Origin of the sequence: Rhizobium tumorigenes (assembly GCF_003240565.2) — a bacterium.
GTDB lineage: Bacteria > Pseudomonadota > Alphaproteobacteria > Rhizobiales > Rhizobiaceae > Rhizobium > Rhizobium tumorigenes.
This window is the reverse complement of the sequence record NZ_CP117255.1, coordinates 91942-115830: the sequence shown is the minus strand read 5'-3', so window position 1 is coordinate 115830 and position 23889 is coordinate 91942. Positions and strand designations below refer to the sequence as shown.

The following is a 23889-nucleotide window of genomic DNA, read 5'->3' as shown; positions in this document are numbered from 1 at the left end:
TCTAAGACTCGGACTGATATAGCAAATTCATGACAGAAGTTTTCAGCACTATCCACAGTCCCGCAACCGTTGTGCTTCCGCGACGACCGTAGTCGGCGGAAGGCTTGAAATGACACGGTAAATATGTGTCTTCTGAGCCGGTTTATAATTTTTACGAACTGAGCCCAGAAGGCAAATACAGGCCAAGGGCCCGAGGAGGATCTATGGGAGACGAAGTCGAAAGCCGCGTGGTCGAGCTGGAGCTGCACGGCAAACGGCGTATCTTCGACGTCGACGACCCCGTTCTGCCCGACTGGGTCGCAGACAAGGCGCTGTCGTCCGGCCACTTTCCTTATAAGAAAAAGCTGAAAAGCAGCGAATACATGGACGATCTGAAAGCGCTTCAGATCGAACTCGTGAAGGTACAGTTCTGGTTGCAGGCGACGGGCAAGCGGATCATGGCCATTTTCGAAGGCCGGGATGCTGCCGGCAAGGGCGGTGCGATCTTTGCGACGTCCGCCCACATGAACCCACGCCTTGCGCGGGTCGTGGCGCTCAGCAAGCCGAACGACCGCGAAGCCGGACAATGGTATTTCCAGCGCTACGTCGACCAATTCCCGACATCAGGCGAATTCGTCCTTTTCGACCGCTCCTGGTACAACCGCGCCGGCGTCGAGCCGGTGATGGGGTTTTGCACGCCGGAACAATACGAGCAGTTCCTTCACCAGGCGCCGCAGATGGAGAAAATCGTCGAGCATGAGGGCATCATGTTCTTCAAGTTCTACCTCGACATCGGCCGGGAAATGCAGCTGAAACGCTTTCACGACCGGCGCCACGATCCGCGCAAGGTCTGGAAGCTGTCATCCATGGATATCGCCGCCCTCGGCAAGTGGGACGACTACAGCGAGAAGCGCGACCGGATGCTGAAGGAAACCCACACGGACTATTCGCCATGGACCGTTCTCCACGCCAACGACAAGCGGCGCGCCCGCCTCAACCTGATCCGGCACATACTTTCGACGCTGGACTATCCCGGGAAGGATAAAGGCGCCATCGGCGAGATCGACAGGAAGATCCTGGGCTCGGGACCAGGCTTCCTCAAATGATTGGGAACGGGGCGCCTCAGGGCGCCTCGTTTCCGGGCAGCACGCGAATGGCGTAGATATTGACGCCGGTCGACTTGCCGTCGACATCCGTATTGAACACGAGGTTGCCGGAAGCATCAGCCGGCAGGGGTTTGTTGAAACGCAGCTGGAACAGCGCATCGGACTTCTGGCGCGTCACATCGAACCGGTGACGGCCGCAACCGCCATAGGTACCGAAACTGCATTCGACCGTGATCTGCGTCGGGGCATCCGAGATCGCCTGCAGCGTCATGGCAACCGTTACCGGCTTGCCTGAGAGCTTCTGCAGGGTAGCCGCTGGAACGGGGATCGCGACATTGCCGGTGGTGTCAGGCGATTGCGAGGTCAGACGGACTGTCGGACCTTCATTTTCCGAGGCGTTTTCGATCTTCGCCTGTGTGCCGCTGACAGCCTTTGCGGCATCGGTCGGCCCGAAGATCTGTATCCAGTCGGCCGAGAACCGGTCCTGCGGATCGATCGTCGCCAACCCGGCATTGCTGCCGGAGTCGAGATCGGCGTTGTTGTCGTTGGCGTCTTCGCCTTCGGGAGTGATCTGTGCCGGCTGGTTGCGGACGCTGGTGTCACGCTGCGCTGCTGTCAGCAGCACGCCCGAGGTTTTTACCCACCAGGCACCAATGCCGAGAAAGGCGACGACGATGCAAAACACCAGCAGGCGGGAAAAGAACTTGCGCGGCTTTCGACGGCTGGCCGCCCGCTCCGGCTTGAAATCCATGCTGCGCGACGGCGCCGCCATCGACGGCTCCTCGTAGGCGCCCGGTTCGGCTGCAAGGTGATCACCGGGACCTGCATGGATGCCGCCAAGGTCACCTTCGTCGGTATAGCCGGAAGACGACGTATCGGCATCGCGCGTCTCGCCGCGCAACTCCATTCCGGGCTCCATGCGTCCCGGCTGCTGTGTCGCCTCGGGCCGCACTGCGGCGCCGAGCGGTGGCGCTGCGGGTGAAATCGGGGCGAGCCTGGGAGCGGCCGTAGATGTGGGAATGGCCTGGGCGGCGGCAGGCCGTGAAGCCGGCTGCACCACCGGCCTTGCAGGCTGCGGCACTGGCTCGGCGGGTGGGGCCGACGGTGCGGGCTCGCCAGCCGGCTGGACAACGGCAGCCTCGCGAAGCCTCGCGCGCTCCTCGCCCTCGATCGCGCGGATCGTTAGTTCCAGACGCTGGCGCTGGGCGGCAACGGTTTCGACGTCGGTGATGTCCTGCTTGCGCAGGCCGGCTTCCAGCGCCTGGCGGGCCGACTGGTAGACGCGAGCCCGGACCTCGGGGTTGTCGCGCTCGGATCGCTCCAAGGCGCTTCTGATGGCCGTTTCTAATCCGCTCACATCCGGTCCTTCACTCTGACTGGCGACGCCATGCAATCCTGACAATTGACTGGCAGGAATCGGTAATGCTCTGTCCGGCGATACGCAAGGGTCGGTACCATGCAGATGCCATTAGACCGGGGATAAGACAGGTTACCACGGCTTTTGTCCAAAGATAGCGGCGCTTCCGCCACCATCAAGGGTGCAAGCACCATCGCCGGCATGATCGGAAACCGACTTTTCCCGCCGATCCGAACCTGATAGCAAAACGTGGCGCAGCTATCGGCGCCGAAAAGCACAGGAGCTTGCCAATGGCGCTTCCACCGATCCTGACGCGCGGCCTGCGCCTGCCGGTCGTGGCATCGCCGCTTTTCATCATTTCCCATCCGACGATGACACTCGCGCAGTGCAAGGCAGGCGTCGTCGGCAGCTTTCCGGCCCTCAATGCCCGCCCGGAAAGTCTTCTGGACGAATGGCTGGCAGAAATCACCGAGACGCTGGCTGCACACGACGCTGCCCATCCCGACCAGCCAGCCGCGCCCTACGCCGTCAACCAGATCGTCCACAAGTCCAACCGGCGGCTGGAGCACGACCTCTCGCTCTGCGTGAAATACAAGACACCCATCGTCATCTCATCGCTGGGGGCGGTGCCGGAGGTCAATGCGGCCGTCCACTCCTATGGCGGCATCGTGCTGCACGATGTCACGACCCTGCGCCACGCCCGCTCGGCGATCGCCAAGGGTGCGGATGGCCTGATCGCGGTGGCAGCGGGTGCCGGCGGCCACGCGGGGTCGCTGTCGCCCTTTGCGCTCGTCCAGGAAATCCGGCAATGGTTTAACGGCCCGCTGCTTCTCGCCGGCGCCATCTCGACAGGCGGCGGCATTCTGGCGGCCGAGGCGATGGGCGCCGACATGGCCTATATCGGCTCGCCTTTCATCGCGACCGAGGAGGCCCAAGCGAGCAGCGCCTACAAGCAGGCAATCGTCGATGGCAAGGCCGCCGACATCGTCACCTCCAGCTACTTTACCGGGGTCAGCGGCAACTATCTAAAAGCCTCGATCCTCGCCGCAGGACTTGATCCCGACAACCTGCCCGGGGATGCCGCGACAATGGACTTCGAACAGGCAGGCTCGGGCGCCAAGGCCTGGAAGGACATCTGGGGTTCGGGACAGGGCATCGGCGCAATCGATGCCATCGTTCCCGTGCGGGATCTCGTCGACCGTCTGGAGCGGGAATACCGGCAGGCGCGCGTACGACTGCTCCGGTGACAAAGCCTAAGACGGTTTTTTGGCGATCAGCCAACAGAGCGCTTGAAATCTCGTTCGAGAGACTGTATCAGCCCCATGCACATCGAAGGCCGTCCCTGACGCCGCGATTGCCGCTTTAGCTCAGGTGGTAGAGCACATCATTCGTAATGATGGGGTCAGAGGTTCGAGTCCTCTAAGCGGCACCATTTTTCCTGTGTTCAGAACTATACAAAGATCGTTCATCCATGCATTTCGTTGAAGGCGTCCAAGCCCCGGTCGGGAGCTGGCTTGCGGACATATGCTGCCCTGCATGCGGCCATCGGAATGTGATGCTCGGATTTTCCCGGGTTCCCGATCTTCAATGGTCCTATGGCGAAAACAGCGGTTCGCAGCCGGAGGCCATCAAATATTACGCCGGACTTCGACAGTGTCCCAACCCGGAGTGCCACGCCGTCATCTCGGCGTTTTCGGACAGCGAGGGAGGCCGCTCCGTTCACCGGCCGGAAGTCCTCGTGTTCTCCGGGAGCAACCTTCCGCCCGGTCTCATGGGCACCATCGAGGAGGCAGTCCAGTGTCATGCGGTGGGGCTTTACGTGGCCTCGGCGGTGCTGGTCCGCCACATGCTCGAGCATCTCTGCAACGACATCGGCGCCGACGGAGAAGGCCTGCAAAGCCGCATCGCTGCCCTCAACACATTTACGCCCATGACCGGAGAGCGCCCGGGCGTCGCGGGCGGCGCTCGCATCGTTTTCAACGATGACGCGGATATACAAACGCGGGAGCCCTATACCGTCAGCTCGGAAGAAAGCGAGCTCGCCATCTATCTGGCAAGGCAGCTGTTGCGGGCTGTCTACCAATACGGCAGCCTCAGGTCACGGTTGATGGCACTCAGGACCGCTCCCGGGATGGGGTGAACAAGTAGTCCTGCTCCGATCAGGCATGATCGCCAGCCGCCGTTCAGGCCAGCGCGAACTGCGGGAAGGATTTGCGATCAATGTGGTAGATCGCGAGATAATCGTTTTCCCTGAAGAAATTCGGGTCCTGCGCGTAGGCAAAGGCATTTGCCCACCGCAAAGGATTGATTTCGCGGTGAACCCTGCCGACCATGGCGGCCGGCTTGAATTCGAGCGAGTGAGCGACTCCGTCCACCGGGACGAACGAGAAGCCGCCGTGCAGCCCCATGTAGAACTGGTAGGTGATGTGATCGTAGAGGTTATGGGCAAACCTTTCGACGAATTGCAGGCTCGTGTCCCACTCCATCCAGTTCAGAAATCCGGGAACGCTTCCAGCTGCGTAGACCGGAATATCCCACCACCAGCTATAGAATCCCCAGTTGCGCGATATCGCCTGGATATCGGCGTGCTCGGCGTGCGGCGATAGCGCCGTCGACGATGCGTGCATGATCGTGCGTTCCGCCGCGTGTTTTTGCGTGAGCAATCCGGCGTACCAACGGGCCTGCGAAACGACCTGCTCCGCCGCCGCCGTCCATCCGGTCGGCCGGAGAATGAAGGTCTCGGCGTCGACGCAGAGGATGTAGTCGTAGGACTTGTGAACCAGCGAGAGAGCGAGAAACTTCTTGACCGTCGGCCACGTCTTGCGATCGGCGACGACAGAGATTGCGCCGCCGGTAAAATGATCGTCGAGGACGATCGCATGGTAATAAAGGGACGCCGATGGCTGGTGCATCGTTGCAAAAGCCCGACGGTCAGCATCGGTCGAGAACACAAAGACGATGTCGTAGTCGGAACCGACGCTCTGGTAGAGAAGGTTGATGCCATACATGAAATAGGCGTCGTGGATGGGAACGACGAGTGCTGTCCGATTCACAGGCCGTGCGATCTCGCCGCACTCCTGAAGATAGTGGGTCTCCTCTGCACCACCGAGGCGAAACCGGCCTTCCATCTCATAGCGACCGTCGTTCTCGGTTATGCGATCGAACCGAGTAGAGACGGCACCGTCCTGATTGAGAAACTCGACAGCGCCCGCCTTCACTCTCCAGGCGTTCTCGTTTGGGTGCGAGTAGTCCTGCAGATGGCCGCCGGATCGCAGGGTAAGCCTTGGCGATACCACCGCTTTCGTATCTACGTTGCCAAAACTCCAAGCCCTGTTCTTCATCAGAATTTCGAGGGAAAAATCGTCGAACTCATGCGCCATGGTTTATTCCTGCATTTGACGGAAATCTCCGGCACCGACGAAAGGTGGGTAGGACACCCATCTGGCGGAAGCCGTCTGCAGCGAAAACTTTTGGCGATGGACGCGCAACGTCCAATACCTCTCCGCCTCCCCCGTAATACCCGCAGGAATAGAGATGCGACCTTGTCCGGGCCTGATGGTTCGGGGTGGTGGTGCCTGTCGCGCGGCTGGGTGCGAGACGACGAGGTTGCAGCTACGGTCGAAATACGAAGCCGGCGAGCGGATGCGGGCACAGTCTGCGGGCCCGCATCCGCTTGCCGATCAGAACACTTGGCGCAGGATCACGTAGAGCACGAAGGCGATGGCGATCGAGGCTGGCAGGGTGAGAACCCAGGCGGTCAGCATGTTGCGGATGGTCGACCATTGCAGGCCGGAGCCGTTGGCCGCCATAGTTCCGGCAACGCCGGACGAGAGCACGTGGGTGGTAGAAACCGGCAGGCCGAAATGGTCGGCGGCACCGATGGTGATCATCGCCACCACTTCGGCAGCGCCACCCTGGCCGTAGGTCAGGTGTGTCTTGCCGATCTTTTCGCCGACGGTGATAACGATGCGTTTCCAGCCGATCATAGTGCCGAGCCCAAGTGCCAGCGCAACGGCCACCTTGACCCAGGTCGGGATGAACTTCGTCGCGTTGTCGACGGCCTTGTGATAGCCGGTGACAGCGGCAAGATCTTTTGCATCCATCGCCAGAAGCTTCTGCTTGTCGATGAGCTTCAGCGCTTCGCCGATCAGGTAGATGTCGTTGCGAACGTTGCCGACCATGTTAGGAGGCACGGCTTCGAGGGTCGGAAAGGCAGCGACTTCCTGGCTGGTGGTATGGATATACTGTTGCAGCGCCGGTGTCGTCGCGTCGTTCCAGGTCTTTGTCTTGACGGCATCCGAGACGGCGGCCTTGGCATCGGCGACAACGATGCCCGGCTTGACGTACTTGCCGAGCGCGGTCTCGACTTGCGCAGAAGCGGATTTGTACGCTTCAAGATAATTGACGTCGGGTGTCCGGTTGAGAGCAAATGCGGTCGGCACGAGACCGATCAGGATGAGCATGATCAGGCCCATGCCTTTCTGGCCATCGTTGGATCCGTGGGCAAAGCTGACCCCTGTGCACGTAAAGATCAGCAGGCCGCGGATCCACAGTGGCGGAGGGCCGTTGGTCTTCGGCTCCTCGTAGAGCGCCTTGTTCTTGATGAAGACCTTCATGGCCAGAAGCAGGATGGCGGAGAAGCCGAAGCCGATCAGTGGCGATATCAGCAGCGAAAGGCCGATATTGGTTGCCTGCGACCAGTCGACGCCACTGGTTGCGCTGCCGGCAGGGGCGAGGAACTGGTTGGCGAGGCCAACACCGATGATCGAGCCGACCAGCGTATGGGAGCTCGACGACGGGAGGCCCAGATACCAGGTCCCTAGGTTCCAGACGATAGCGGCGATCAAAAGCGCGAAGACCATGGCGAGACCCGACCCGGAGCCCACCTGCAGGATCAGTTCTACCGGCAGCAGCGCCAGGATGCCAAAAGCCACGGCACCCGACGAGGTGAGAACGCCCAGGAAATTGAAGAAGCCGGACCAGATGACGGCGAATTCGGCGGGCATCGAGCGCGTATAGATGACCGTTGCCACAGCATTTGCGGTATCGTGGAAGCCGTTGACGAATTCAAATCCGAGAGCGATCAGAAGCGCGAGGCCAAGCAGTATCCACGGAACAGCGGATGCGGAGGTGAGATCACGGTCTAGCGCATAGGCGATATAGCCGAGGCCTCCGAGAAGCACGAGAACGAGAAGCGGTACGAACCACTTGCCGGATCCGCCGGTTTTATCGAGCGGGTGACCGATCCCGGCGTTGCTCCGCTCAGCGCTCATATCGACCATTTTATCGCTCCCTCATCCACACTTATCAATTGTTAATAAAATGGCTCTGTGAAGGTCTGGTGACATGAAGGCCATTTGCAGGCGCCGGGACGGGAAACGATGGCTGCGGGATGCCGGTTTGTCACATTCCTGTCGCCAACTCCTGCTCCTGTCTGTGTGCAAAACGAAGGAACGCACCAATGTCCGATCAGGAAGACCAGCTTCGCCGCATCAAGGATGAAATTGCCGACAGCTTCGACGAAGAGCTGGAGTTGCAGATGGAGGAAGACCGGCTCGACGAGCTGGTTGCCGAAGGCATGGTCGAGCCGGCGGAAGTGACGCTGGAGCGCAAGGTCTATTTCCGGGAGCTATTCCGGCTGCAGCATGAACTGGTCCGCCTGCAGGACTGGGTCCAATATAAGAAGCTGAAGGTCGCAGTGATTTTCGAAGGACGTGATTCGGCAGGCAAGGGTGGCGCCATCAAGCGCGTCACGCAGCGCCTCAACCCACGTGTCTGCCGTACGGTCGCCCTGCCCGCCCCGACAGAGCGCGAGCGCAATCAATGGTATTTCCAGCGCTACGTCGCGCATCTTCCTACTGCCGGGGAAATGGTGCTCTTCGACCGCAGCTGGTACAACCGCGCGGGTGTCGAACGCGTCATGGGCTTTTGCACTGCGGACGAGCTGGAAGAATTTTTCCGGTCTGTACCCGAATTCGAGCGTATGCTCGTCCGCTCGGGCATTATCCTGATCAAATACTGGTTCTCGATCACCGACGAGGAACAGGAATTCCGGTTCAAGATGCGCATCCACGATCCGCTGAAGCAATGGAAGCTTTCACCGATGGACATGGAAAGTCGCATCCACTGGGAAGAGTACACCAAGGCCAAGGAAGACATGCTGAACCGCACCCACAGCGATACGGCGCCTTGGTGGGTTGTGCAGGCCGTGGACAAGAAGAGGGCTCGCCTCAACTGCATCGCCCACCTACTGAACCAGATCCCCTATGAGGATGTTCCGAAACCAGAAGTTGAGTTGCCCGGCCGCATCCGCCATGAGGACTACAGCCGTTCGCCGGTGCCGCCGGAAATGCACGTGCCGGAAATCTACTGACGAAGCGTGACGGCAGCGACTTAAAATTGCAGATAGCGCCCTTCTGCGGGCGCTATCTGGAGAAGCGGATAAGAAATTAGTTCAGGCTTCGGGGCTGGCTTCAGCCGCGGCAGGCTTTCGCTTCGCACGCACGCGCTTTGGCGCAGGCTCTACCTTATCCTTGGTTGCGATCAAGGGAGCGACGGTCACTTCATGTGTTTCTTCGGAATCCTCAGGCGTCACCTGGTCCAGGCGATGCTTGATGGCCAGCGCGTAGATCGTATTCAACACGTTGCCATCGCGCAGATCGGGATCGCTCAGGGCAAGCAAAGAAGCACGCACGATTTTCTTGCTGCTGGTCTTGCCACATTCCTTCTGCACGAATTCATAGAGTGCCTTGTCGCTGAGACCAGCGGTCGCGCCATCAACCAACGCATGATAAATTTTTTTCTTCTCGCCCAATTTTCAACTCTCCGACTGCGCGTTTTAAGGTGCAGAACCAATAAAAAATTACTTCTGAGTTATCTTCGTCATTCTACTGTCACAAACAACCCATTTCGCGGGAGAAATATCGGCTGCGATCATTGGTCCCCGCGCAGCCGACGAGCTTGCAACTTTGGCGGTTGCTGGAACCAAGAAGCGACGTTGCTTGCACGTTTGGCAAAAACAATGCCGCACAGACTAAAATTCAGCATGAATTTCCACGCCTTTACCGCGGCATCGGCGATAATGTCTGGCTGGTCGCAATTGGCAGGCGGGTCCTATCGATATTTCGTAGACAAGCGCTAATTCATCGCAACTGACTATCGGACGAAATGACGGCCAGTAACGCATGCGCCATCCGGTCAGCGTTGGCGGCGTGACAGAGATCATTGGGGTAAAGGGAACATCATGCTGAAAACACTTACCGTCGCCGCCTCGCTTGCGGCCTTCATCGCCACCGGCGCCAGTGCCGCAGATGTCGTCGTCTCGTCGAAGATCGACACCGAGGGCACGCTGCTCGGCAACATCATCCTGCTGTCGCTGAACGCTGCCGGAATCAAGGCGCAGGACCGCATCGCGCTCGGCACCACGCCGGTTCTGCGCAAGGCGATCACCTCAGGCGAAATCGACATCTATGCCGAATACACTGGCAATGCAGGCTTTTTCTTCAACAAAGCGGATGACGCGGCCTGGAAGAGCAGCGACGCTGGCTACGCTCTTGCCAAGAAGCTCGACTACGACGCCAACAAGATCGTCTGGCTGACACCATCGCCTGCCAACAACACCTGGGCGGTGGCCGTGCGCAACGACGTGGCGAGCCCCAACAAGCTGAAGACCATGTCGGATTTCGGCAAGTGGATCTCGGGTGGCGGCAAGGTCAAGCTGGCGGCATCTTCAGAGTTCGTCAATTCAGCGGCAGCGCTTCCGGCCTTCCAGACGACCTACGGCTTCAAGATCAGCCCTGACCAGACGATCGTTCTCTCCGGCGGCGATACAGCGGCCACTATCAAGGCCGCCGCCGACCAGACCAATGGCGTCAACACCGCCATGGTCTACGGCACGGACGGTGCTATCGAGGCTGCAGAACTCACCGTCATGGAAGACGACAAGGGGGTGCAACCGGTCTATGCACCGACGCCCATTGTCCGCGAGGCAGTCTTGAAGGCCAACCCGAAGATCGAAGAAGTGCTAGCCCCGATCTTCAAGAGCCTGACTGCCGAGGAACTGCGGACCCTCAACGGCCGCATCCAGGTAGACGGCGAGCCGGCCAAGGCGGTTGCCCAGTCCTACCTGAAAGACAAGGGCTTCCTGAAATAACAATCGACATTTTCCTATGGCCCCGCCCATTGTGCGGGGCCATAGTTCGTTTTCGACGTCTGGAGCCGGTGGATGGATGATGGGTACAGGGTCCGTGGAGCGGATCGTCTCGGCATTGTACTTGTAACCGTCGGCCTTCTGGCAACGGCAACGATGCCGCTTATCATTGCCAAAGCCAACCGGATTGCCGCGGGCAAGCCGCTGGCCCTAACTCAGCTTCTTGGTCAGCCCGTCGTGCTGGCGCTGCTGGTATTGCTGCTGGGCACCGGACTTGCCGCCGTGTTTGTCCGAAATGCACCCCTGCGCCTTGTAATCGCGACATTCTGCCTTGCCACCCTGCTGCTTGCCATCGGCCTTGTATCGACTGCTTCCACGCCTATTGGCAGCGCGTCTGCTCGCATCACGCCTGGCGGCACGTTCTGGGTGCTTCTCGCCGTGGTGGGGCTGGTTATTTCGGACGCGCTGGTGAAGCTGCAGCTCACGCCCTGGATGCGGGTGGCATCGCTGCTGTTCTACGCGGCGCTCCTCGCGGCGTTTCTCTTTTCCGGCAGTCTCGACAGCCTGTCGATCATGAAGGAATTTGCTATTCGCTCCGAACAGTTCTGGGGCGAGGCAGTAATCCATGTTTTTCTCGCCTTCGGTTCGGTCATCATCGCCATCCTCCTCGCCTTGCCGCTCGGCATCCTCTGCTTCTGGGTGCCGAGGCTGAGGGCAATCGTGCTTCAGGTGCTGAGCATGGTACAGACCATCCCCAGCCTCGCCCTGTTCGGGTTGCTGATGCTGCCGCTCGGCTACATCGCAACCCACGTGCCTGGCGCCGCTGATCTCGGCATCCGCGGTATCGGTGCCGCGCCGGCGCTGATCGCGCTGATCCTCTATTCGTTGCTGCCGGTTGTCGCCAATACGGTCGTTGGCCTCGAGGGAGTCGATCCAGCCGTGCGCGATGCGGCAGCAGGCATGGGACTAACGCGGCTGCAGATCCTGTTCCGCATCGACCTGCCGCTTGCCTTTCCCGTCATCCTCACCGGCATCCGCATCGTTCTGGTCCAGGCAATCGGACTGGTGACCGTGGCAGCGCTTATCGGCGGCGGCGGTTTCGGACTGTTCATCTTCCAGGGACTGGGCCAGACCGCGATGGATCTGGTGCTGCTCGGCGCCGTACCGACCGTATTTCTGGCATTTTCATCGGCTGTCGTTCTCGACGCCGTCATCGACACCATCCGGGGACGCCGCGCATGAATTCGACCGGGATACAGCAGGAAACGATGATCGAATTTCGCGACGTGACGAAGCAATATGGCGACGCCACTGTTGTCGACGATGTCAGCATGACGGTCACCAAGGGCTCGGTGACCGTCGTCGTCGGCACCTCCGGCTCAGGCAAATCGACACTGCTGCGGATGGTGAACCGGCTGGTGCCGATGACAAGCGGCCAGATCCTGGTTGGCGGCAGGGATATCGTTACCGTGCCGGTGACCGAACTTAGGCGGCGGATCGGTTACGCCATTCAAGGCCACGGTCTGTTTCCCCATCGCACGGTGGCTCAGAACATCGCGACCGTGCCGCAGTTGCTTGGCTGGGACAAGCCGCGCATCGATCGCCGGGTAGAGGAACTGCTGTCGCTGTTCCGCCTGGACGCAGCGATCTTCGCCGGCAAATATCCGCATCAGCTGTCGGGCGGCCAGCAGCAGCGCGTCGGCGTCGCCCGCGCTCTTGCGGCAGAACCGGAGGTGCTGCTGATGGACGAGCCGTTCGGAGCTCTCGACCCCGTCATCCGCGGCAAGGCCCAGGACGATCTGCTGGCGATCCAGAAACAATTTGGCACGACCATCATTCTTGTCACCCACGATATGGACGAAGCCTTCCACCTTGGCGACCGCATCGCAGTGATGAGCGAAGGCAAGCTGCTGCAGTGCGCCTCGCCCGAGACTATTCTGACCGAGCCAGCCGACAGCTTCGTGGAGCAACTCACCGGGACTTCCGACAAGGCATTGAAGCTGATGGCCATGCTGCCGTTGAAAGCCGGCATGGAGCCGGCAAAGGCAGGTCTTGGCTTTGACCTTCCGGAGACCCTGAACTTGCGCGACGCGCTGTCGGAAATGATCTGGCAGGGGATAGACGAGGCTTCCATCCGCGACGAGAACGAGAACCCGGTAGGCTCGATCTCGATGCAGCGACTGCTACAATTGGGCAAGCGCGCATGAGGCTCTTCGTCGCCAACCTCTTCAGGCTTGCCGCGCTGGCGCTTCTTCTCATCCTGCTGTTCAGGACGGAGTGGTTGACCTTCCTGCTGGTGCCGCTCACCAACTACGGCGCGCCGCCGGTCTATACGCAGAACAGTCTGGCACTGCTGGCAGCCAACCACCTCGAGCTTGTGGCGATCTCCATTGCCGGCAGCGCGCTACTGGCCGTTCTAGGCGGCATATTCGTGACGCGGGCGAGCGGCGCCGACTTCCTGCCGCTGACGCGGGCCATCGCTAATGCCGGCCAGACCTTTCCGCCCGTCGCCGTGCTGGCTCTGGCGGTGCCGGCGACCGGCTTCGGGATGGCGCCGACACTGATCGCGCTCTTCCTCTATGGCCTGCTGCCGATCTTCGAGAATACCGTAGCCGGGCTGCAGCAAGTACCGGCATCCCTGCTTGAGGCCGCAGACGGGATGGGCATGAGCCCGCGCCAACGGCTTTTTTCGGTCGAGCTGCCGTTGGCCATGCCTCTCATACTGGAAGGATTGAAGGTCGCGACCGTCATCAACATCGGTACGGCAACAATTGGCTCGACTGTCGCCGCCAAGGGGCTGGGCGAGGTGATCATTGCCGGGCTGATTTCCGACAACACCGCCTTTATCCTGCAGGGTGGGCTGATCGTCGGGTTGATGGCCGTATTGATCTATGATGCGATGGCGCAGTTGGAACGGCTGCTCGCCCGACGAACTGGCCTGCGTACGGCGTAAAACCTGCCGGCCGCTCGCCGATTTCAGCACATCGAGGAGACCGCCATGGCGAAAATGATTCATTCGATGATCCGCGTGCTCGACGAAGCGAGGTCGGTCGAATTCTACAAGAAAGCCTTCGGCCTAGACGTGGCCGATCGGATTGCGTTCGAGACGTTCACGCTGGTCTATCTCAGCAATCGCGAGACCGGTTTCGAGCTGGAGCTGACAATCAACCTCCAGCGTGTCGAGCCCTATGCCATCGGCGAAGCCTACGGTCACCTGGCGATGTCGGTCAACGACATCCAGGAGGAGCATGCACGCTTCACGGCACTGGGCCTCAACCCCGGCAAGATCACCGAGCTCAATCGCGACGGAACCTTGCTCGCTCTGTTTTTCTTCGTGACCGATCCGGACGGGTACAAGATCGAGGTGCTGCAGCGTCATGGCCGGTATCAGTAAAATGAAGTGCCCCTCAGCCGACCTATCCGGTCTGCTGTAGTTTCACGGCCAATGCAACGGCAGCGATTGACCCCCGGCGTACAGTCGGCCTAGTTTCATGCGAGACAGGCGTCGGCGTGGTGGACAGCGGGAGGCTTCCACCACAACCACCGGCGAAATCACTGCAGCGGTTGGGCTGCGGGAGGAGAGTGGCATGAGCGAGGCGCCCACGTACACCGGACCGGCACAGGATCGGATCTGGCTAGCGTCCTATCCTGATTGCGTGCCGGCAGACCTGCCGCCACTTGAGCATCAGTCGCTGAGCGAACTTTTCGAGGACAGCTGCGCCCGATACGCCACCCGTCCCGCCTTCACCAGCATGGGACGGGCGATGACCTATGGCGAGATGGAGCGGCAGACACGCAAGATCGCCGCATGGCTTCAGAGCCGTGGGTTTGTCAAAGGCGACCGCGTCGCCGTGATGATGCCGAACGTGCTGCAGAACCCGGTCGCGACCTTCGGTATCCTGCGGGCGGGGCTTATCGTCGTCAACGTCAACCCACTCTACACACCTCGCGAACTTGAGCATCAGCTGCGCGACTGCGGCGCCAAGGCCATTTTTGTGCTGGAAAATTTTGCCCATACTGTGGAGCAAGTGCTGGATCGCACCGCGCTTCGCCATGTGGTCGTCAGCTCGTTCGGAGAGATGATCGGCCTCAAGGGTCACATCGTCAATTTCATCGTCCGACATGTCAAGAAGCTGGTGCCGGCCTGGTCCATCCCTTCCCACATAGCGTTTTCGAAGGTGTTGGCCGAAGGCGAAGGTTTGAAGCTGGAACCGGCGGCACTGACGCAAGGCGACACTGCGTTCCTGCAATACACCGGCGGGACGACTGGTACTGCAAAGGCTGCGACGCTCACCCACGCCAATCTACTCGCGAACCAGCTTCAGCTGCAGCTGTGGCTAAACTCGGCGTATATTTCCAAGCCACGGCCGGAGATCCTGACCTTCGTCTGCGCCCTGCCCCTGTACCATATCTTCGCGCTGACGGTGAATTGCCTGATGGGTGTATCGCTTGGCGCACACAACGTGCTGATCGCCAATCCAAGGGACATCCCGGGCTTCATCAAGGAACTGGGCAAGCATCGCGTCGACATCTTCCCGGCTTTGAACACGCTTCTGAATGCGCTGATGAACAATCCGGATTTCGGCAAGCTGGACCTGTCGCAGGTGAGCACGCTTGCCGGCGGCATGGCGGTGCAGCGGCCGATCGCGGAGCGCTGGCATACGCTGACTAGCGCCTGGATCACCGAGGGCTACGGGCTCTCCGAGACCTCTCCGGTGGCCAGCGCCAACCGTTTCGACAGCACACAATTTTCAGGCACCATAGGCCTGCCGCTGTCATCGACCGATATCGATATCCGCGACGACGAAGGCCACTCGCTGCCGCTCGGCACCGTCGGCGAAATCTGCATCCGCGGACCGCAGGTGATGGCCGGCTACTGGATGCAGCCGGAAGAGACTGCGCGGGCGATGACGCCGGATGGCTATTTTCGTTCCGGCGACATGGGTTTCATGGATCCTAGCGGCTATACCAAGATCGTCGATCGCAAGAAGGACATGATCCTCGTTTCGGGCTTCAACGTCTATCCCAACGAGATCGAGGAAGTCGCCGCGATGCATGCAGGGATCGTCGAGGCGGCTGCAGTCGGCGTAGCAGACGAACATTCCGGCGAGGCCGTCAAGCTCTTCGTGGTCCGCCGCGATCCCGCACTCACCGAGGCTGACATCAGGGCCCACTGCGCCCAGTACCTCACCAATTACAAACGCCCACGCTTCATCGAATTCCGCAACGAACTGCCGAAATCGAATGTCGGCAAGATCTTGCGGAAGGAATTGCGGGGGTAGAAATACTTCAATTGAAAGCAACCAGAAAGAGTGGTTGTATCACCCTGTTTCAAGGCAGAAGTAGTAGGGGCCGCGACCAGCCGGCCCATCGGTGAGGATGGGCCGCACCGACTTTGGCGAGAGCCTTGCTTTTGAAACGGAGGTGATGCGATGTGGTTCTTGCCGCTTAGCATTACGCTTGTTGTGAGAAAGACCCGGACGAGCTGGTCAGTGACCGTCCGGGTCGCATTCATTAAAACTTAGCGAAGGCAGGCGGAGCGCTAACTCCGCCTGTCACTCCATCAATATATCCCGGAAGAGCTTGCTCTTCAAGTCCGGCCCCTCTCCGCTTTTTTACGAATAGTTTGTGACCCAACTTGATTTAGGCATCACAAAGCGAATAGTTTCCGCGACCTTCTCCGAACCCCTAAGGAGCTTCCCATGCAAGCGATCGTCGAACAATTGAAGAGCACGGCTGCGGCCACCAATGCCACCGACATTCGCGCGGCATTCGCCGCCGATAGCGGCCGTTTCTCCCGCTACACCGCTTCGCTGGACGACCTGCTGATGGATTACTCCAAGACGGCGGTCAACGACGAGATTATGGCGCTGCTGCTGAAGCTTGCCGCAGAGGGTGGCGTCGAGAAAAAGCGCGACGAGATGTTTTCGGGCGCGCCGATCAATTTCACCGAGGGACGCGCCGTGCTGCACACCGCGCTCCGTAACCGCTCGAACACGCCGGTGATGGTCGACGGCAAGGATGTCATGCCTGACGTCAACGGCGTGCTGGCAGCGATGGGCAAGTTTGCCGACGGTATCCGCTCCGGCACCATCAAGGGCGCTACCGGCAAGGCGATCACCGACGTCATCAACATCGGCATCGGCGGCTCGGACCTCGGCCCGGTCATGGCGACGCTGGCGCTGGCGCCTTTCCACGATGGCCCGAAATCGCATTTCGTCTCCAACATCGACAGCGCCCATATCGCCGACATCCTGAAACTGGTTCAGCCGGAAACCACGCTGTTCATCGTCGCCTCGAAGACCTTCACGACCATCGAGACGATGACCAATGCGCAGACCGCGCGCGACTTCATTTCCAAGGCACTCGGCGAAGCGGCCGTGGAGCATCACTTCTGCGCAGTCTCGACAGCGCTCGACAAGGTCGCGACCTTTGGCATCGACAGCGCCCGCGTCTTCGGCTTCTGGGACTGGGTTGGCGGACGCTACTCGATCTGGTCGGCCATCGGCCTGCCGCTGATGATTGCCGTCGGTCCTGAAAATTTCGGCAAGTTTCTCGATGGCGCGCATGCGATGGACAACCATTTCCGCACGGCACCGATCGAGAAGAACCTGCCGGTGCTGCTGGGCCTCATTGGATACTACGACCGCAATGTGCTCGGCTATGCGACGCGCGCCATCCTTCCCTATGACCAGCGCCTGTCGCGTTTTCCGGCCTACTTGCAGCAGCTTGACATGGAATCGAACGGCAAGGGCGTCACCATCGACGGCACCCCGGTCGAGGGCAATTCCGGCCCGGTCGTCTGGGGCGAGCCTGGGACCAACGGCCAGCACGCTTTCTACCAGCTGATCCATCAGGGCACGAGCGTCATCCCGGCGGAGTTCATGATTGCCGCCAACTCCTTCGAGCCGGAACTGCGCCACCAGCACCAGCTGCTGATCGCCAACGTTCTTGCCCAGTCGGAAGCGCTGATGAAGGGCCGCACGTTCGAGGAAGCCAAGAAGCAGCTGACCGACAAGGGCATGGAGGACAAGAAGGCCGACTTCATCGCGCCGCACCGCGTCTTTACCGGCAATCGTCCGTCGATCACCTTCGTCTACGACCAGCTGACGCCGTTTGCGCTCGGCCGGCTGATCGCGCTCTACGAACACCGCGTCTTCGTCGAAGGCGTGCTGTTCCGCATCAACTCCTTCGACCAGTGGGGCGTCGAGCTCGGCAAGGAACTGGCGACCGGCCTGCTGCCTGTCGTCGAAGGCAAGGAAAGTGCCGAGGGCCACGATTCCTCGACCATCGGTCTCGTTGCCGCGCTGAAAGCCCGCGCCAAGTCATGACCCTCCCTGTCCTGCGTGTCGCAAGACCGACGGACGACATCGCCCGGCTCCGCCCCTTCTACGAGGCGGGGCTGGGATTTGAGGTTCTCGTTGCCTTCGAGGGTCACAACGGCTTCGACGGGCTGGTCCTAGGTCACCCGCACTGGCCCTATCACCTGGAATTCACGCATCACCGCGGCCACACTGTCGGCCGGGCTCCGACGGAGGATAACCTGCTGGTGTTATACCTGCCGGATGAGGCGGAGTGGCGGGCTGCCGTGGATCGCATGGAAGCCGCAGGATGCGTGGCGGTTATGTCGTACAACGACTATTGGGACGTGCAGGGAAAGACCTTCGAGGATCCGGATGGCTACCGCGTCGTGCTGCAGCAGGCCGCCTGGAGCCGATGACGAGATTTCTTAAGCCGGGTAAATAACGCCTTTGCGCAGGATGATATTGCCGTAGAGCCGGGGTTCGCTCGTCTGAATAAGGGCGTGGGCGCCTTTGACGCGGGCGTAGAAATCGGCGGGCAGCAATGGCACGACCTTGATGTCCGGGACGTGCCGGGCGCAGCATTCGACCATCTCCCGGTGGACTGGATCGAGGGTGTCGCGGTCCTGCTTGACGGTGGCGCGGAAGATGGCTTCGTCGACGAATTCGTCTATCGGCAGGACGCTCAGAACAGCATTCAGCACGGCAATCACGCCATGACCATCGAGGCGTATAAGGCGGCGGGCGTCGGTCAGGCCGGGATAGTTACCATCCACCAGCGCGATTTCGTCGCCATGTCCCATGGCCCTGAGGGCGAAGAGAAGTTCCGGGCTCAGCAGCGGGTCAATGTGCTTCAGCATTGTCAATTTCCTTGAAGAGAATGTTCTGGTCTATGAGATAGCGGGCGAAGATCGGCAGACTGGCGCCACCGATGGCGCGTGCCTGGGTGCCGACCGACCCCTCGACGATTTCGGGCATCACGACGCCCTGCAGGTCGAGTTCGGCAGCAGCCTTGATGGTGGCCTGTACAACGCGCTGGCGGACCCAATCGGGGAACCCGCCGTCGATCACCGCAGCACTGAAATCGATAATCGATGCCGCCGCGACGATGGCCTGCGCCAGGGCTGCAGCCGTATCCTGGATCCATATCTCGAGCGGCGGCCCGAAATCGATCCAGTCGTTGGCGGAATACCACAGCGGCTGCGGATCTATGCCATGCTCGCGCAGGAGATTTTCGAGCACGAAGATCGAAGCAATCTTCAGCAGTTGGCGTGTCTCCCCGTGGCGATCGCGCACGGGCAGCGGTCCGATGGCGCCGGCTGTGCCGGTACGACCGACGAAAATCGAAGAATTGAGGACGATACCGCCGCCGATGAACGAGCCGATGAACATGTAGACGAAATCCGGATAGCGGGCGCCGGCGCCGAAAACCAGTTCCGCTCCACAGGCACTGGTGGCATCGTTCTGCAGATAGACCGGATGCGACACGCGCGCGCCGACCTCGATCTGCAGGTCGAAGCCGCGCCAGACCTCCATCGCACCATCGGGAGCCCCGACTTCTTCGGCCCAGCTCCAGAGTTCAAAGGGTGCGGCTATGCCGATCCCGGCGATATTGCCGCGTTCCTTGGCGCTCATCTCGCCTTCGATCTGGCGGATACCGCGCGTGACGAACTCGATGATCTCGTGCGGCAGCGGATAGGCATAGGTCTGGTGGAGTTGTTTGCGGATGGTGCCGACGAAATCCATCAACACGAGATCGGCGCTGCGCCGGCCGATCTTGACGCCGAAGGAGAGGACGGCATCGGCGTTGAGACGCATCGGCGTCGAAGGCTGGCCGACACGGCCGCGTACCGGCTCGTCGCGCAAGAGCAGGCCTTCCTTTTCCAGCACCCGCATGATCACCGATACGGTCTGGGCCGACAAACCTGTCCGACGGGCGATGTCGGCCTTCGAAAGTGCTCCGTGGCGGCGCACGAGCGACAGCACCAGCCGCTCATTGTAGGCGCGGACGCGAACCTGATTGGCTCCGCCGCTGGCTTCCAGATTGTATGACGACGGCAATGTGCTTGCCGGATCTTCCACGGATGACAACGGCCGACTCCTCCCGTAATGGCCATGCCTTATTTTTCGGCATCATGCCACAGTCGATTAATAATTCAATTGGATTTATTTATTGACAGGGCGCAACCTTTCCGCTTTAAATCGCCGATATGGAGGCGCGGCACGGCTTTGGAGGAAGCGTGCAGATCAAATTTAAAGCATTTGCCGCAACTGCATCCCGGACCCTGTTTGGGCCGGCCTGTTCACATCCTGGGAGGATCGCATGAAGAAATCCGTTATCACTGCAGCGCTCGCCGGACTTGCTCTTGGCGTCGTTTTCGCCATGCCGGCAAATGCCGCCGACACGACTGTCTGCCTCATCACCAAGACAGACACCAATCCGTTCTTCGTCAAGATGAAGGAAGGCGCTACGGCCAAGGCCAAGGAACTCGGCGTTACCCTGAAGGCTTATGCGGGCAAGATCGACGGCGACAGCGAAAGCCAGGTTGCTGCCATCGAGAGCTGCATTGCCAGCGGCGCAAAGGGCATCCTGATCACTGCATCGGACACCAAGGGCATCGTTTCCTCCGTCAAGAAGGCTCGCGACGCCGGGCTCGTTGTCATCGCGCTCGACACTCCGCTTGAGCCAGCCGATGCTGCCGATGCAACTTTTGCCACCGACAACCTGCTTGCCGGCAAGCTCGTCGGCGAATGGGCCAAGGGCACCATGGGCGACAAGGCCAAGACCGCAAAGGTCGGCTTCCTCGACCTGACGCCATCGCAGCCTTCGGTCGATGTCCTGCGCGACCAGGGCTTCATGATCGGCTTCGGCATCGACCCCAAGGACCCGAACAAGATCGGCGACGAAACCGATCCACGCATCGTCGGTCACGACGTGACCAACGGCAATGAAGAAGGCGGCCGCAAAGCCATGGAAAACCTTCTCCAGAAGGATCCAGGCATCAACGTCATCCACACGATCAACGAGCCTGCTGCAGTCGGCGCCTACCAGGCACTGAAGGCTGTCGGCATGGAAAAAGACGTCCTGATCGTTTCCGTCGACGGCGGTTGCCCAGGCGTCAAGTCCGTCAAGGAAGGCGTCATCGGCGCAACATCGCAGCAGTACCCGCTGATGATGGCAGCCATGGGCGTCGAAGCCATCAAGAAGTTCGCCGACACGGGCGAAAAGCCGAAGCCGACACCTGGCAAGGCATTCTTCGACACTGGCGTCTCGCTCGTTACGGACAAGCCGGTTGCCGGCGTACCGTCGATCGACGTCAAGGAAGGCACTGCGAAGTGCTGGGGCTGATACTCGTCTGACATCTTCATCCGGCCGGGGTCAGCCCCGGCCGGAATTTCGTAATTAGCCAACGAACGTTCGCCGCCTGCCGGCATCACGCCCGGAGACATTGGTGAGGCTTTCTGCGCCGTTTGGCGCGCAGAGGAGGAAATATGACCGGAGCACAGGAATTCGAACGTGTTCTCGACGACAGCGACAAGAATGTCGTCTCCTTCGAGAACGAAAAACTTTCCCTTTTGAAGCGCGCCCAGCACTTCCTGCATTCGACGCCTGCGGCCGTGCCGCTGATCGTTCTGGTGCTTGCCATCGTGGTCTTCGGACTGGCGATCGGCGGACGGTTCTTCTCGTCCTACACGCTGACGCTCATCCTGCAGCAGATTGCCATCGTCGGCATTCTCGGTGCCGCCCAGACGCTGGTGATCCTGACGGCGGGTATCGACCTGTCCATCGGCGTCATCATGGTCATCTCTTCGGTCATCATGGGAAATTTCGCCATTACCTATGGCTTGCCCACACCAATTGCGGTTGCGGCCGGCATGCTTGCCGGTGGCGTCTGCGGGCTGCTCAACGGCTTCCTCGTCGCCTACATGAAGCTTCCGCCCTTTATCGTGACACTGGGCACCTGGAATATCGTGATGGCCACGAATTTCATCTATTCGGCCAACGAGACCATTCGCGACACCGATGTCCAGGACAAGGCGCCCCTGTTGCATCTGTTTGCCGTCAGCTTCAAGCTCGGCAGCGCGGTCCTGACGCTCGGCGTTGTCGCCATGGTGCTGCTGGTGATCCTGCTCTGGTATGTGCTGAACCACACGGCCTGGGGCCGCCATGTCTATGCGGTGGGCGACGATCCCGAGGCTGCGAAGCTTGCCGGCATCCAGACCAAGAAGGTTCTCCTCACAGTCTACGCAATCTCCGGCGTCATCGCAGGGCTGGCGGCATGGGTATCGATCGGCCGCAATGGTTCGGTTTCCCCGTCTTCGGCCGTCACGGATTTCAATCTGCAGGCCATCACGGCGACGGTTATCGGCGGTATCTCGCTATTCGGCGGACGCGGCTCGATCCTCGGAACGCTGTTCGGCGCCATGATCGTCGGTGTCGTGTCGATGGGTCTCAACATGCTCGGCGCAGACCCGCAGTGGAAAGTCCTTCTCACCGGCGTTCTCATCATCGCCGCTGTCGCCATCGATCAGTGGATCAGAAAGGTTTCGGTGTAACATGGCCGTTCAACCCATTCTCACCGCCCGCGGCCTCGTCAAGCGCTACGGACGCGTCACCGCCCTCGACCATGCTGATTTCGACCTCTATCCAGGCGAAATTCTCGCCGTCATAGGCGACAACGGGGCCGGCAAGTCATCGCTGATCAAGGCCATTTCCGGCGCCGTCATCGTCGACGAAGGCGAGATTCATCTCGAAGGCCAAAAGGTGCAGTTCAAGTCGCCGCTCGAGGCCCGCGAAGCCGGCATCGAAACGGTCTACCAGAACCTTGCGCTGTCGCCTGCCCTGTCGATCGCCGACAACATGTTCCTCGGCCGGGAGATCCGCAAGCCAGGCGTTCTTGGCAGTGTCTTCCGCATGCTCGACCGGCCGGCGATGGAAACGAAGGCTCGCGACAAGCTTTCCGAACTCGGGCTGATGACCATCCAGAACATCAACCAGACCGTCGAAACGCTCTCCGGCGGCCAGCGCCAGGGTGTGGCCGTTGCGCGCGCCGCAGCTTTCGGGTCCAAGGTCATCATCCTTGACGAGCCGACGGCAGCGCTCGGCGTCAAGGAAAGCCGTCGCGTTCTCGAACTGATCCTCGACGTGCGCTCGCGCGGCATTCCGATCGTTCTGATCTCGCACAACATGCCGCATGTCTTCGAAGTCGCCGATCGCATCCACATCCATCGGCTCGGCAAGCGCCTGACGGTCATCGACCCGAAGGATTACTCGATGTCCGACGCCGTTGCCTTCATGACTGGCGCCAAGGGCGTGCCCGCCGAGACCGTCGCTGCATGAGCCCGACCATCGAGGAGATGGCCGGCCAGATCATCGCCAAGGCTGGATCGGTCAAGCGGTTCATGGTGGCGATTGCCGGTCCTCCAGGGGCCGGCAAATCGACGCTGGCCGATAATCTGGCCGATGCGCTCAAGGCACATGGCGAAAGCGCCGAAGTGCTTCCGATGGACGGCTTCCACATGGACAACGCCATCCTGATCGCGCGGGGCCAGCTTGCCCGCAAAGGCACGCCGGAAACTTTCGACGTCCGCGCCTTCCTCGACATCGTCAAGGCCGTACGGCCTGGCGACCAGGAAGTTCTCGTGCCGGTTTTCGACCGGTCGCGCGAGCTGGCGATTGCGTCGGCGCGCGTCGTCTCGCCCGATCATCGCTTCATCATCGTCGAGGGCAACTATCTCCTGTTCAGCCAGGGAAAATGGGCTGCACTGGAGGGAATGTTCGATTTTTCGATCCTGATGGCACCGCCAATTGAGGTACTGGAGGAACGCCTCTGGGCGCGCTGGCGCGGTTACAAGCTGAGCGAAGAGGAAGCCCACGCGAAGGTCTACGAAAATGACCTGCCAAACGGCCGGCTCATCCTCGGCAACAGGCGCCCGGCAGACGTGACGCTGGAAATCGCCTGATCCCTACTTGGCAGCGCCTTGACGAAGACAGTT

At 60.5% G+C, this 23889-nt stretch carries 22 protein-coding genes and 1 tRNA gene; 17 read left to right on the top strand and 6 right to left on the bottom strand.

Going from position 1 to position 23889, the window contains the following annotated elements; translation table 11 throughout:
* Positions 1 to 203: 203 nt before the first annotated feature.
* Positions 204 to 1085 carry a polyphosphate kinase 2 gene (gene ppk2 / locus PR017_RS00595; protein ID WP_111216596.1) on the top strand — a complete coding sequence of 294 codons (882 nt, stop codon included), beginning with the start codon at positions 204 to 206 and terminating at the stop codon, positions 1083 to 1085.
* Positions 1086 to 1101: 16 nt separating this feature from the next.
* Here ppk2 (PR017_RS00595) and PR017_RS00590 read toward each other — a convergent pair whose 3' ends face one another.
* Positions 1102 to 2442, bottom strand: coding sequence for a hypothetical protein (locus PR017_RS00590; protein WP_111216594.1), 1341 nt, complete (start codon positions 2440 to 2442; stop codon positions 1102 to 1104).
* 290 nt (positions 2443 to 2732) lie between these two features.
* On the opposite strand from PR017_RS00590, the gene PR017_RS00585 reads away from it, so the two are divergent.
* From PR017_RS00585 to PR017_RS00575, 3 genes are all read left to right on the top strand, one after another.
* Positions 2733 to 3689, top strand: coding sequence for an NAD(P)H-dependent flavin oxidoreductase (locus tag PR017_RS00585; protein ID WP_111216592.1), 957 nt, complete (start codon positions 2733 to 2735; stop codon positions 3687 to 3689).
* Positions 3690 to 3798: 109 nt separating this feature from the next.
* Positions 3799 to 3874: transfer RNA gene (locus PR017_RS00580), tRNA-Thr, on the top strand.
* 123 nt (positions 3875 to 3997) lie between these two features.
* Complete coding sequence (locus PR017_RS00575) at positions 3998 to 4582, top strand: hypothetical protein (RefSeq protein ID WP_111216590.1); 585 nt, start codon at positions 3998 to 4000, stop codon at positions 4580 to 4582.
* A gap of 43 nt (positions 4583 to 4625) precedes the next feature.
* On the opposite strand, the gene PR017_RS00570 is transcribed toward PR017_RS00575, so the two are convergent.
* The gene (locus tag PR017_RS00570) at positions 4626 to 5822 is read right to left on the bottom strand and encodes a hypothetical protein (RefSeq protein WP_111216588.1); all 1197 of its coding nucleotides are present in this window, start codon (positions 5820 to 5822) and stop codon (positions 4626 to 4628) included.
* A gap of 300 nt (positions 5823 to 6122) precedes the next feature.
* On the bottom strand, positions 6123 to 7715 hold the full coding sequence (locus tag PR017_RS00565; protein WP_425070033.1) for an inorganic phosphate transporter: 1593 nt from the start codon (positions 7713 to 7715) through the stop codon (positions 6123 to 6125).
* Positions 7716 to 7903: 188 nt separating this feature from the next.
* On the opposite strand from PR017_RS00565, the gene ppk2 (PR017_RS00560) reads away from it, so the two are divergent.
* The gene (gene ppk2, locus PR017_RS00560) at positions 7904 to 8815 is read left to right on the top strand and encodes a polyphosphate kinase 2 (protein WP_111216584.1); all 912 of its coding nucleotides are present in this window, start codon (positions 7904 to 7906) and stop codon (positions 8813 to 8815) included.
* Positions 8816 to 8896: 81 nt separating this feature from the next.
* On the opposite strand, the gene PR017_RS00555 is transcribed toward ppk2 (PR017_RS00560), so the two are convergent.
* Positions 8897 to 9256 carry a hypothetical protein gene (locus PR017_RS00555; RefSeq protein WP_240538827.1) on the bottom strand — a complete coding sequence of 120 codons (360 nt, stop codon included), beginning with the start codon at positions 9254 to 9256 and terminating at the stop codon, positions 8897 to 8899.
* 429 nt (positions 9257 to 9685) lie between these two features.
* On the opposite strand from PR017_RS00555, the gene osmF reads away from it, so the two are divergent.
* From osmF to PR017_RS00515, 8 genes are all read left to right on the top strand, one after another.
* Positions 9686 to 10594 carry a glycine betaine ABC transporter substrate-binding protein OsmF gene (gene osmF, locus PR017_RS00550; RefSeq protein ID WP_111216582.1) on the top strand — a complete coding sequence of 303 codons (909 nt, stop codon included), beginning with the start codon at positions 9686 to 9688 and terminating at the stop codon, positions 10592 to 10594.
* Positions 10595 to 10666: 72 nt separating this feature from the next.
* A complete protein-coding gene (locus PR017_RS00545; RefSeq protein WP_111216580.1) occupies positions 10667 to 11833 on the top strand; it encodes an ABC transporter permease in 1167 nt (388 codons plus the stop codon).
* Positions 11834 to 11859: 26 nt separating this feature from the next.
* Positions 11860 to 12798, top strand: a complete 939-nt coding sequence (locus tag PR017_RS00540) for an ABC transporter ATP-binding protein (RefSeq protein WP_111216964.1) — start codon at positions 11860 to 11862, stop codon at positions 12796 to 12798.
* Positions 12795 to 13544, top strand: a complete 750-nt coding sequence (locus PR017_RS00535; RefSeq protein ID WP_111216578.1) for an ABC transporter permease — start codon at positions 12795 to 12797, stop codon at positions 13542 to 13544. The genes PR017_RS00540 and PR017_RS00535 overlap by 4 nt, the downstream gene beginning before the upstream one ends.
* A 45-nt stretch (positions 13545 to 13589) precedes the next feature.
* Positions 13590 to 13985 (top strand): VOC family protein, encoded by a 396-nt coding sequence (locus PR017_RS00530; RefSeq protein WP_111216576.1) that lies wholly within the window; start codon positions 13590 to 13592, stop codon positions 13983 to 13985.
* A 193-nt stretch (positions 13986 to 14178) separates the two neighbouring features.
* On the top strand, positions 14179 to 15873 hold the full coding sequence (locus PR017_RS00525) for a long-chain-fatty-acid--CoA ligase (protein WP_111216574.1): 1695 nt from the start codon (positions 14179 to 14181) through the stop codon (positions 15871 to 15873).
* Positions 15874 to 16293: 420 nt separating this feature from the next.
* Positions 16294 to 17922, top strand: a complete 1629-nt coding sequence (gene pgi, locus PR017_RS00520; protein WP_111216572.1) for a glucose-6-phosphate isomerase — start codon at positions 16294 to 16296, stop codon at positions 17920 to 17922.
* Entirely contained in the window at positions 17919 to 18311 is a 393-nt protein-coding gene (locus tag PR017_RS00515) for a VOC family protein (RefSeq protein ID WP_111216570.1), read from the top strand. Before pgi ends, PR017_RS00515 begins: the two co-directional genes overlap by 4 nt.
* A 9-nt stretch (positions 18312 to 18320) precedes the next feature.
* On the opposite strand, the gene PR017_RS00510 is transcribed toward PR017_RS00515, so the two are convergent.
* Together PR017_RS00510 and PR017_RS00505 are read right to left on the bottom strand one after the other, a co-directional pair.
* On the bottom strand, positions 18321 to 18752 hold the full coding sequence (locus PR017_RS00510) for an RbsD/FucU family protein (protein WP_111216568.1): 432 nt from the start codon (positions 18750 to 18752) through the stop codon (positions 18321 to 18323).
* Positions 18736 to 19983 carry an ROK family transcriptional regulator gene (locus PR017_RS00505; protein ID WP_111216567.1) on the bottom strand — a complete coding sequence of 416 codons (1248 nt, stop codon included), beginning with the start codon at positions 19981 to 19983 and terminating at the stop codon, positions 18736 to 18738. Before PR017_RS00505 ends, PR017_RS00510 begins: the two co-directional genes overlap by 17 nt.
* 232 nt (positions 19984 to 20215) lie before the next feature.
* Between PR017_RS00505 and PR017_RS00500 the strand changes: the two genes are divergently transcribed.
* The 4 genes from PR017_RS00500 (at position 20216) to PR017_RS00485 (ending at position 23856) form a co-directional block, all read left to right on the top strand.
* Positions 20216 to 21241: a sugar ABC transporter substrate-binding protein gene (locus PR017_RS00500; RefSeq protein WP_111216565.1), complete on the top strand. Its 1026-nt coding sequence runs from the start codon at positions 20216 to 20218 to the stop codon at positions 21239 to 21241.
* A 143-nt stretch (positions 21242 to 21384) separates the two neighbouring features.
* Positions 21385 to 22449: an ABC transporter permease gene (locus PR017_RS00495; RefSeq protein ID WP_111216563.1), complete on the top strand. Its 1065-nt coding sequence runs from the start codon at positions 21385 to 21387 to the stop codon at positions 22447 to 22449.
* A gap of 1 nt (position 22450) precedes the next feature.
* Complete coding sequence (locus PR017_RS00490; RefSeq protein WP_111216561.1) at positions 22451 to 23233, top strand: ATP-binding cassette domain-containing protein; 783 nt, start codon at positions 22451 to 22453, stop codon at positions 23231 to 23233.
* The gene (locus PR017_RS00485; protein ID WP_111216559.1) at positions 23230 to 23856 is read left to right on the top strand and encodes a nucleoside triphosphate hydrolase; all 627 of its coding nucleotides are present in this window, start codon (positions 23230 to 23232) and stop codon (positions 23854 to 23856) included. Before PR017_RS00490 ends, PR017_RS00485 begins: the two co-directional genes overlap by 4 nt.
* Positions 23857 to 23889 lie beyond the last annotated feature (33 nt).

Excerpts from the sequence above, each read along its gene's own strand:
- ppk2 (WP_111216596.1), top strand. The coding sequence starts at position 204 with ATGGGAGACGAAGTCGAAAGCCGCGTGGTCGAGCTGGAGCTGCACGGC.
- PR017_RS00585 (WP_111216592.1), top strand. The coding sequence starts at position 2,733 with ATGGCGCTTCCACCGATCCTGACGCGCGGCCTGCGCCTGCCGGTCGTG.
- PR017_RS00575 (WP_111216590.1), top strand. The coding sequence starts at position 3,998 with ATGCTCGGATTTTCCCGGGTTCCCGATCTTCAATGGTCCTATGGCGAA.
- PR017_RS00570 (WP_111216588.1), bottom strand. The coding sequence starts at position 5,822 with ATGGCGCATGAGTTCGACGATTTTTCCCTCGAAATTCTGATGAAGAAC.
- PR017_RS00565 (WP_425070033.1), bottom strand. The coding sequence starts at position 7,715 with ATGAGCGCTGAGCGGAGCAACGCCGGGATCGGTCACCCGCTCGATAAA.
- ppk2 (WP_111216584.1), top strand. The coding sequence starts at position 7,904 with ATGTCCGATCAGGAAGACCAGCTTCGCCGCATCAAGGATGAAATTGCC.
- osmF (WP_111216582.1), top strand. The coding sequence starts at position 9,686 with ATGCTGAAAACACTTACCGTCGCCGCCTCGCTTGCGGCCTTCATCGCC.
- PR017_RS00545 (WP_111216580.1), top strand. The coding sequence starts at position 10,667 with ATGGATGATGGGTACAGGGTCCGTGGAGCGGATCGTCTCGGCATTGTA.
- PR017_RS00540 (WP_111216964.1), top strand. The coding sequence starts at position 11,860 with ATGATCGAATTTCGCGACGTGACGAAGCAATATGGCGACGCCACTGTT.
- PR017_RS00535 (WP_111216578.1), top strand. The coding sequence starts at position 12,795 with ATGAGGCTCTTCGTCGCCAACCTCTTCAGGCTTGCCGCGCTGGCGCTT.
- PR017_RS00530 (WP_111216576.1), top strand. The coding sequence starts at position 13,590 with ATGGCGAAAATGATTCATTCGATGATCCGCGTGCTCGACGAAGCGAGG.
- PR017_RS00525 (WP_111216574.1), top strand. The coding sequence starts at position 14,179 with ATGAGCGAGGCGCCCACGTACACCGGACCGGCACAGGATCGGATCTGG.
- pgi (WP_111216572.1), top strand. The coding sequence starts at position 16,294 with ATGCAAGCGATCGTCGAACAATTGAAGAGCACGGCTGCGGCCACCAAT.
- PR017_RS00515 (WP_111216570.1), top strand. The coding sequence starts at position 17,919 with ATGACCCTCCCTGTCCTGCGTGTCGCAAGACCGACGGACGACATCGCC.
- PR017_RS00510 (WP_111216568.1), bottom strand. The coding sequence starts at position 18,752 with ATGCTGAAGCACATTGACCCGCTGCTGAGCCCGGAACTTCTCTTCGCC.
- PR017_RS00500 (WP_111216565.1), top strand. The coding sequence starts at position 20,216 with ATGAAGAAATCCGTTATCACTGCAGCGCTCGCCGGACTTGCTCTTGGC.
- PR017_RS00495 (WP_111216563.1), top strand. The coding sequence starts at position 21,385 with ATGACCGGAGCACAGGAATTCGAACGTGTTCTCGACGACAGCGACAAG.
- PR017_RS00490 (WP_111216561.1), top strand. The coding sequence starts at position 22,451 with ATGGCCGTTCAACCCATTCTCACCGCCCGCGGCCTCGTCAAGCGCTAC.
- PR017_RS00485 (WP_111216559.1), top strand. The coding sequence starts at position 23,230 with ATGAGCCCGACCATCGAGGAGATGGCCGGCCAGATCATCGCCAAGGCT.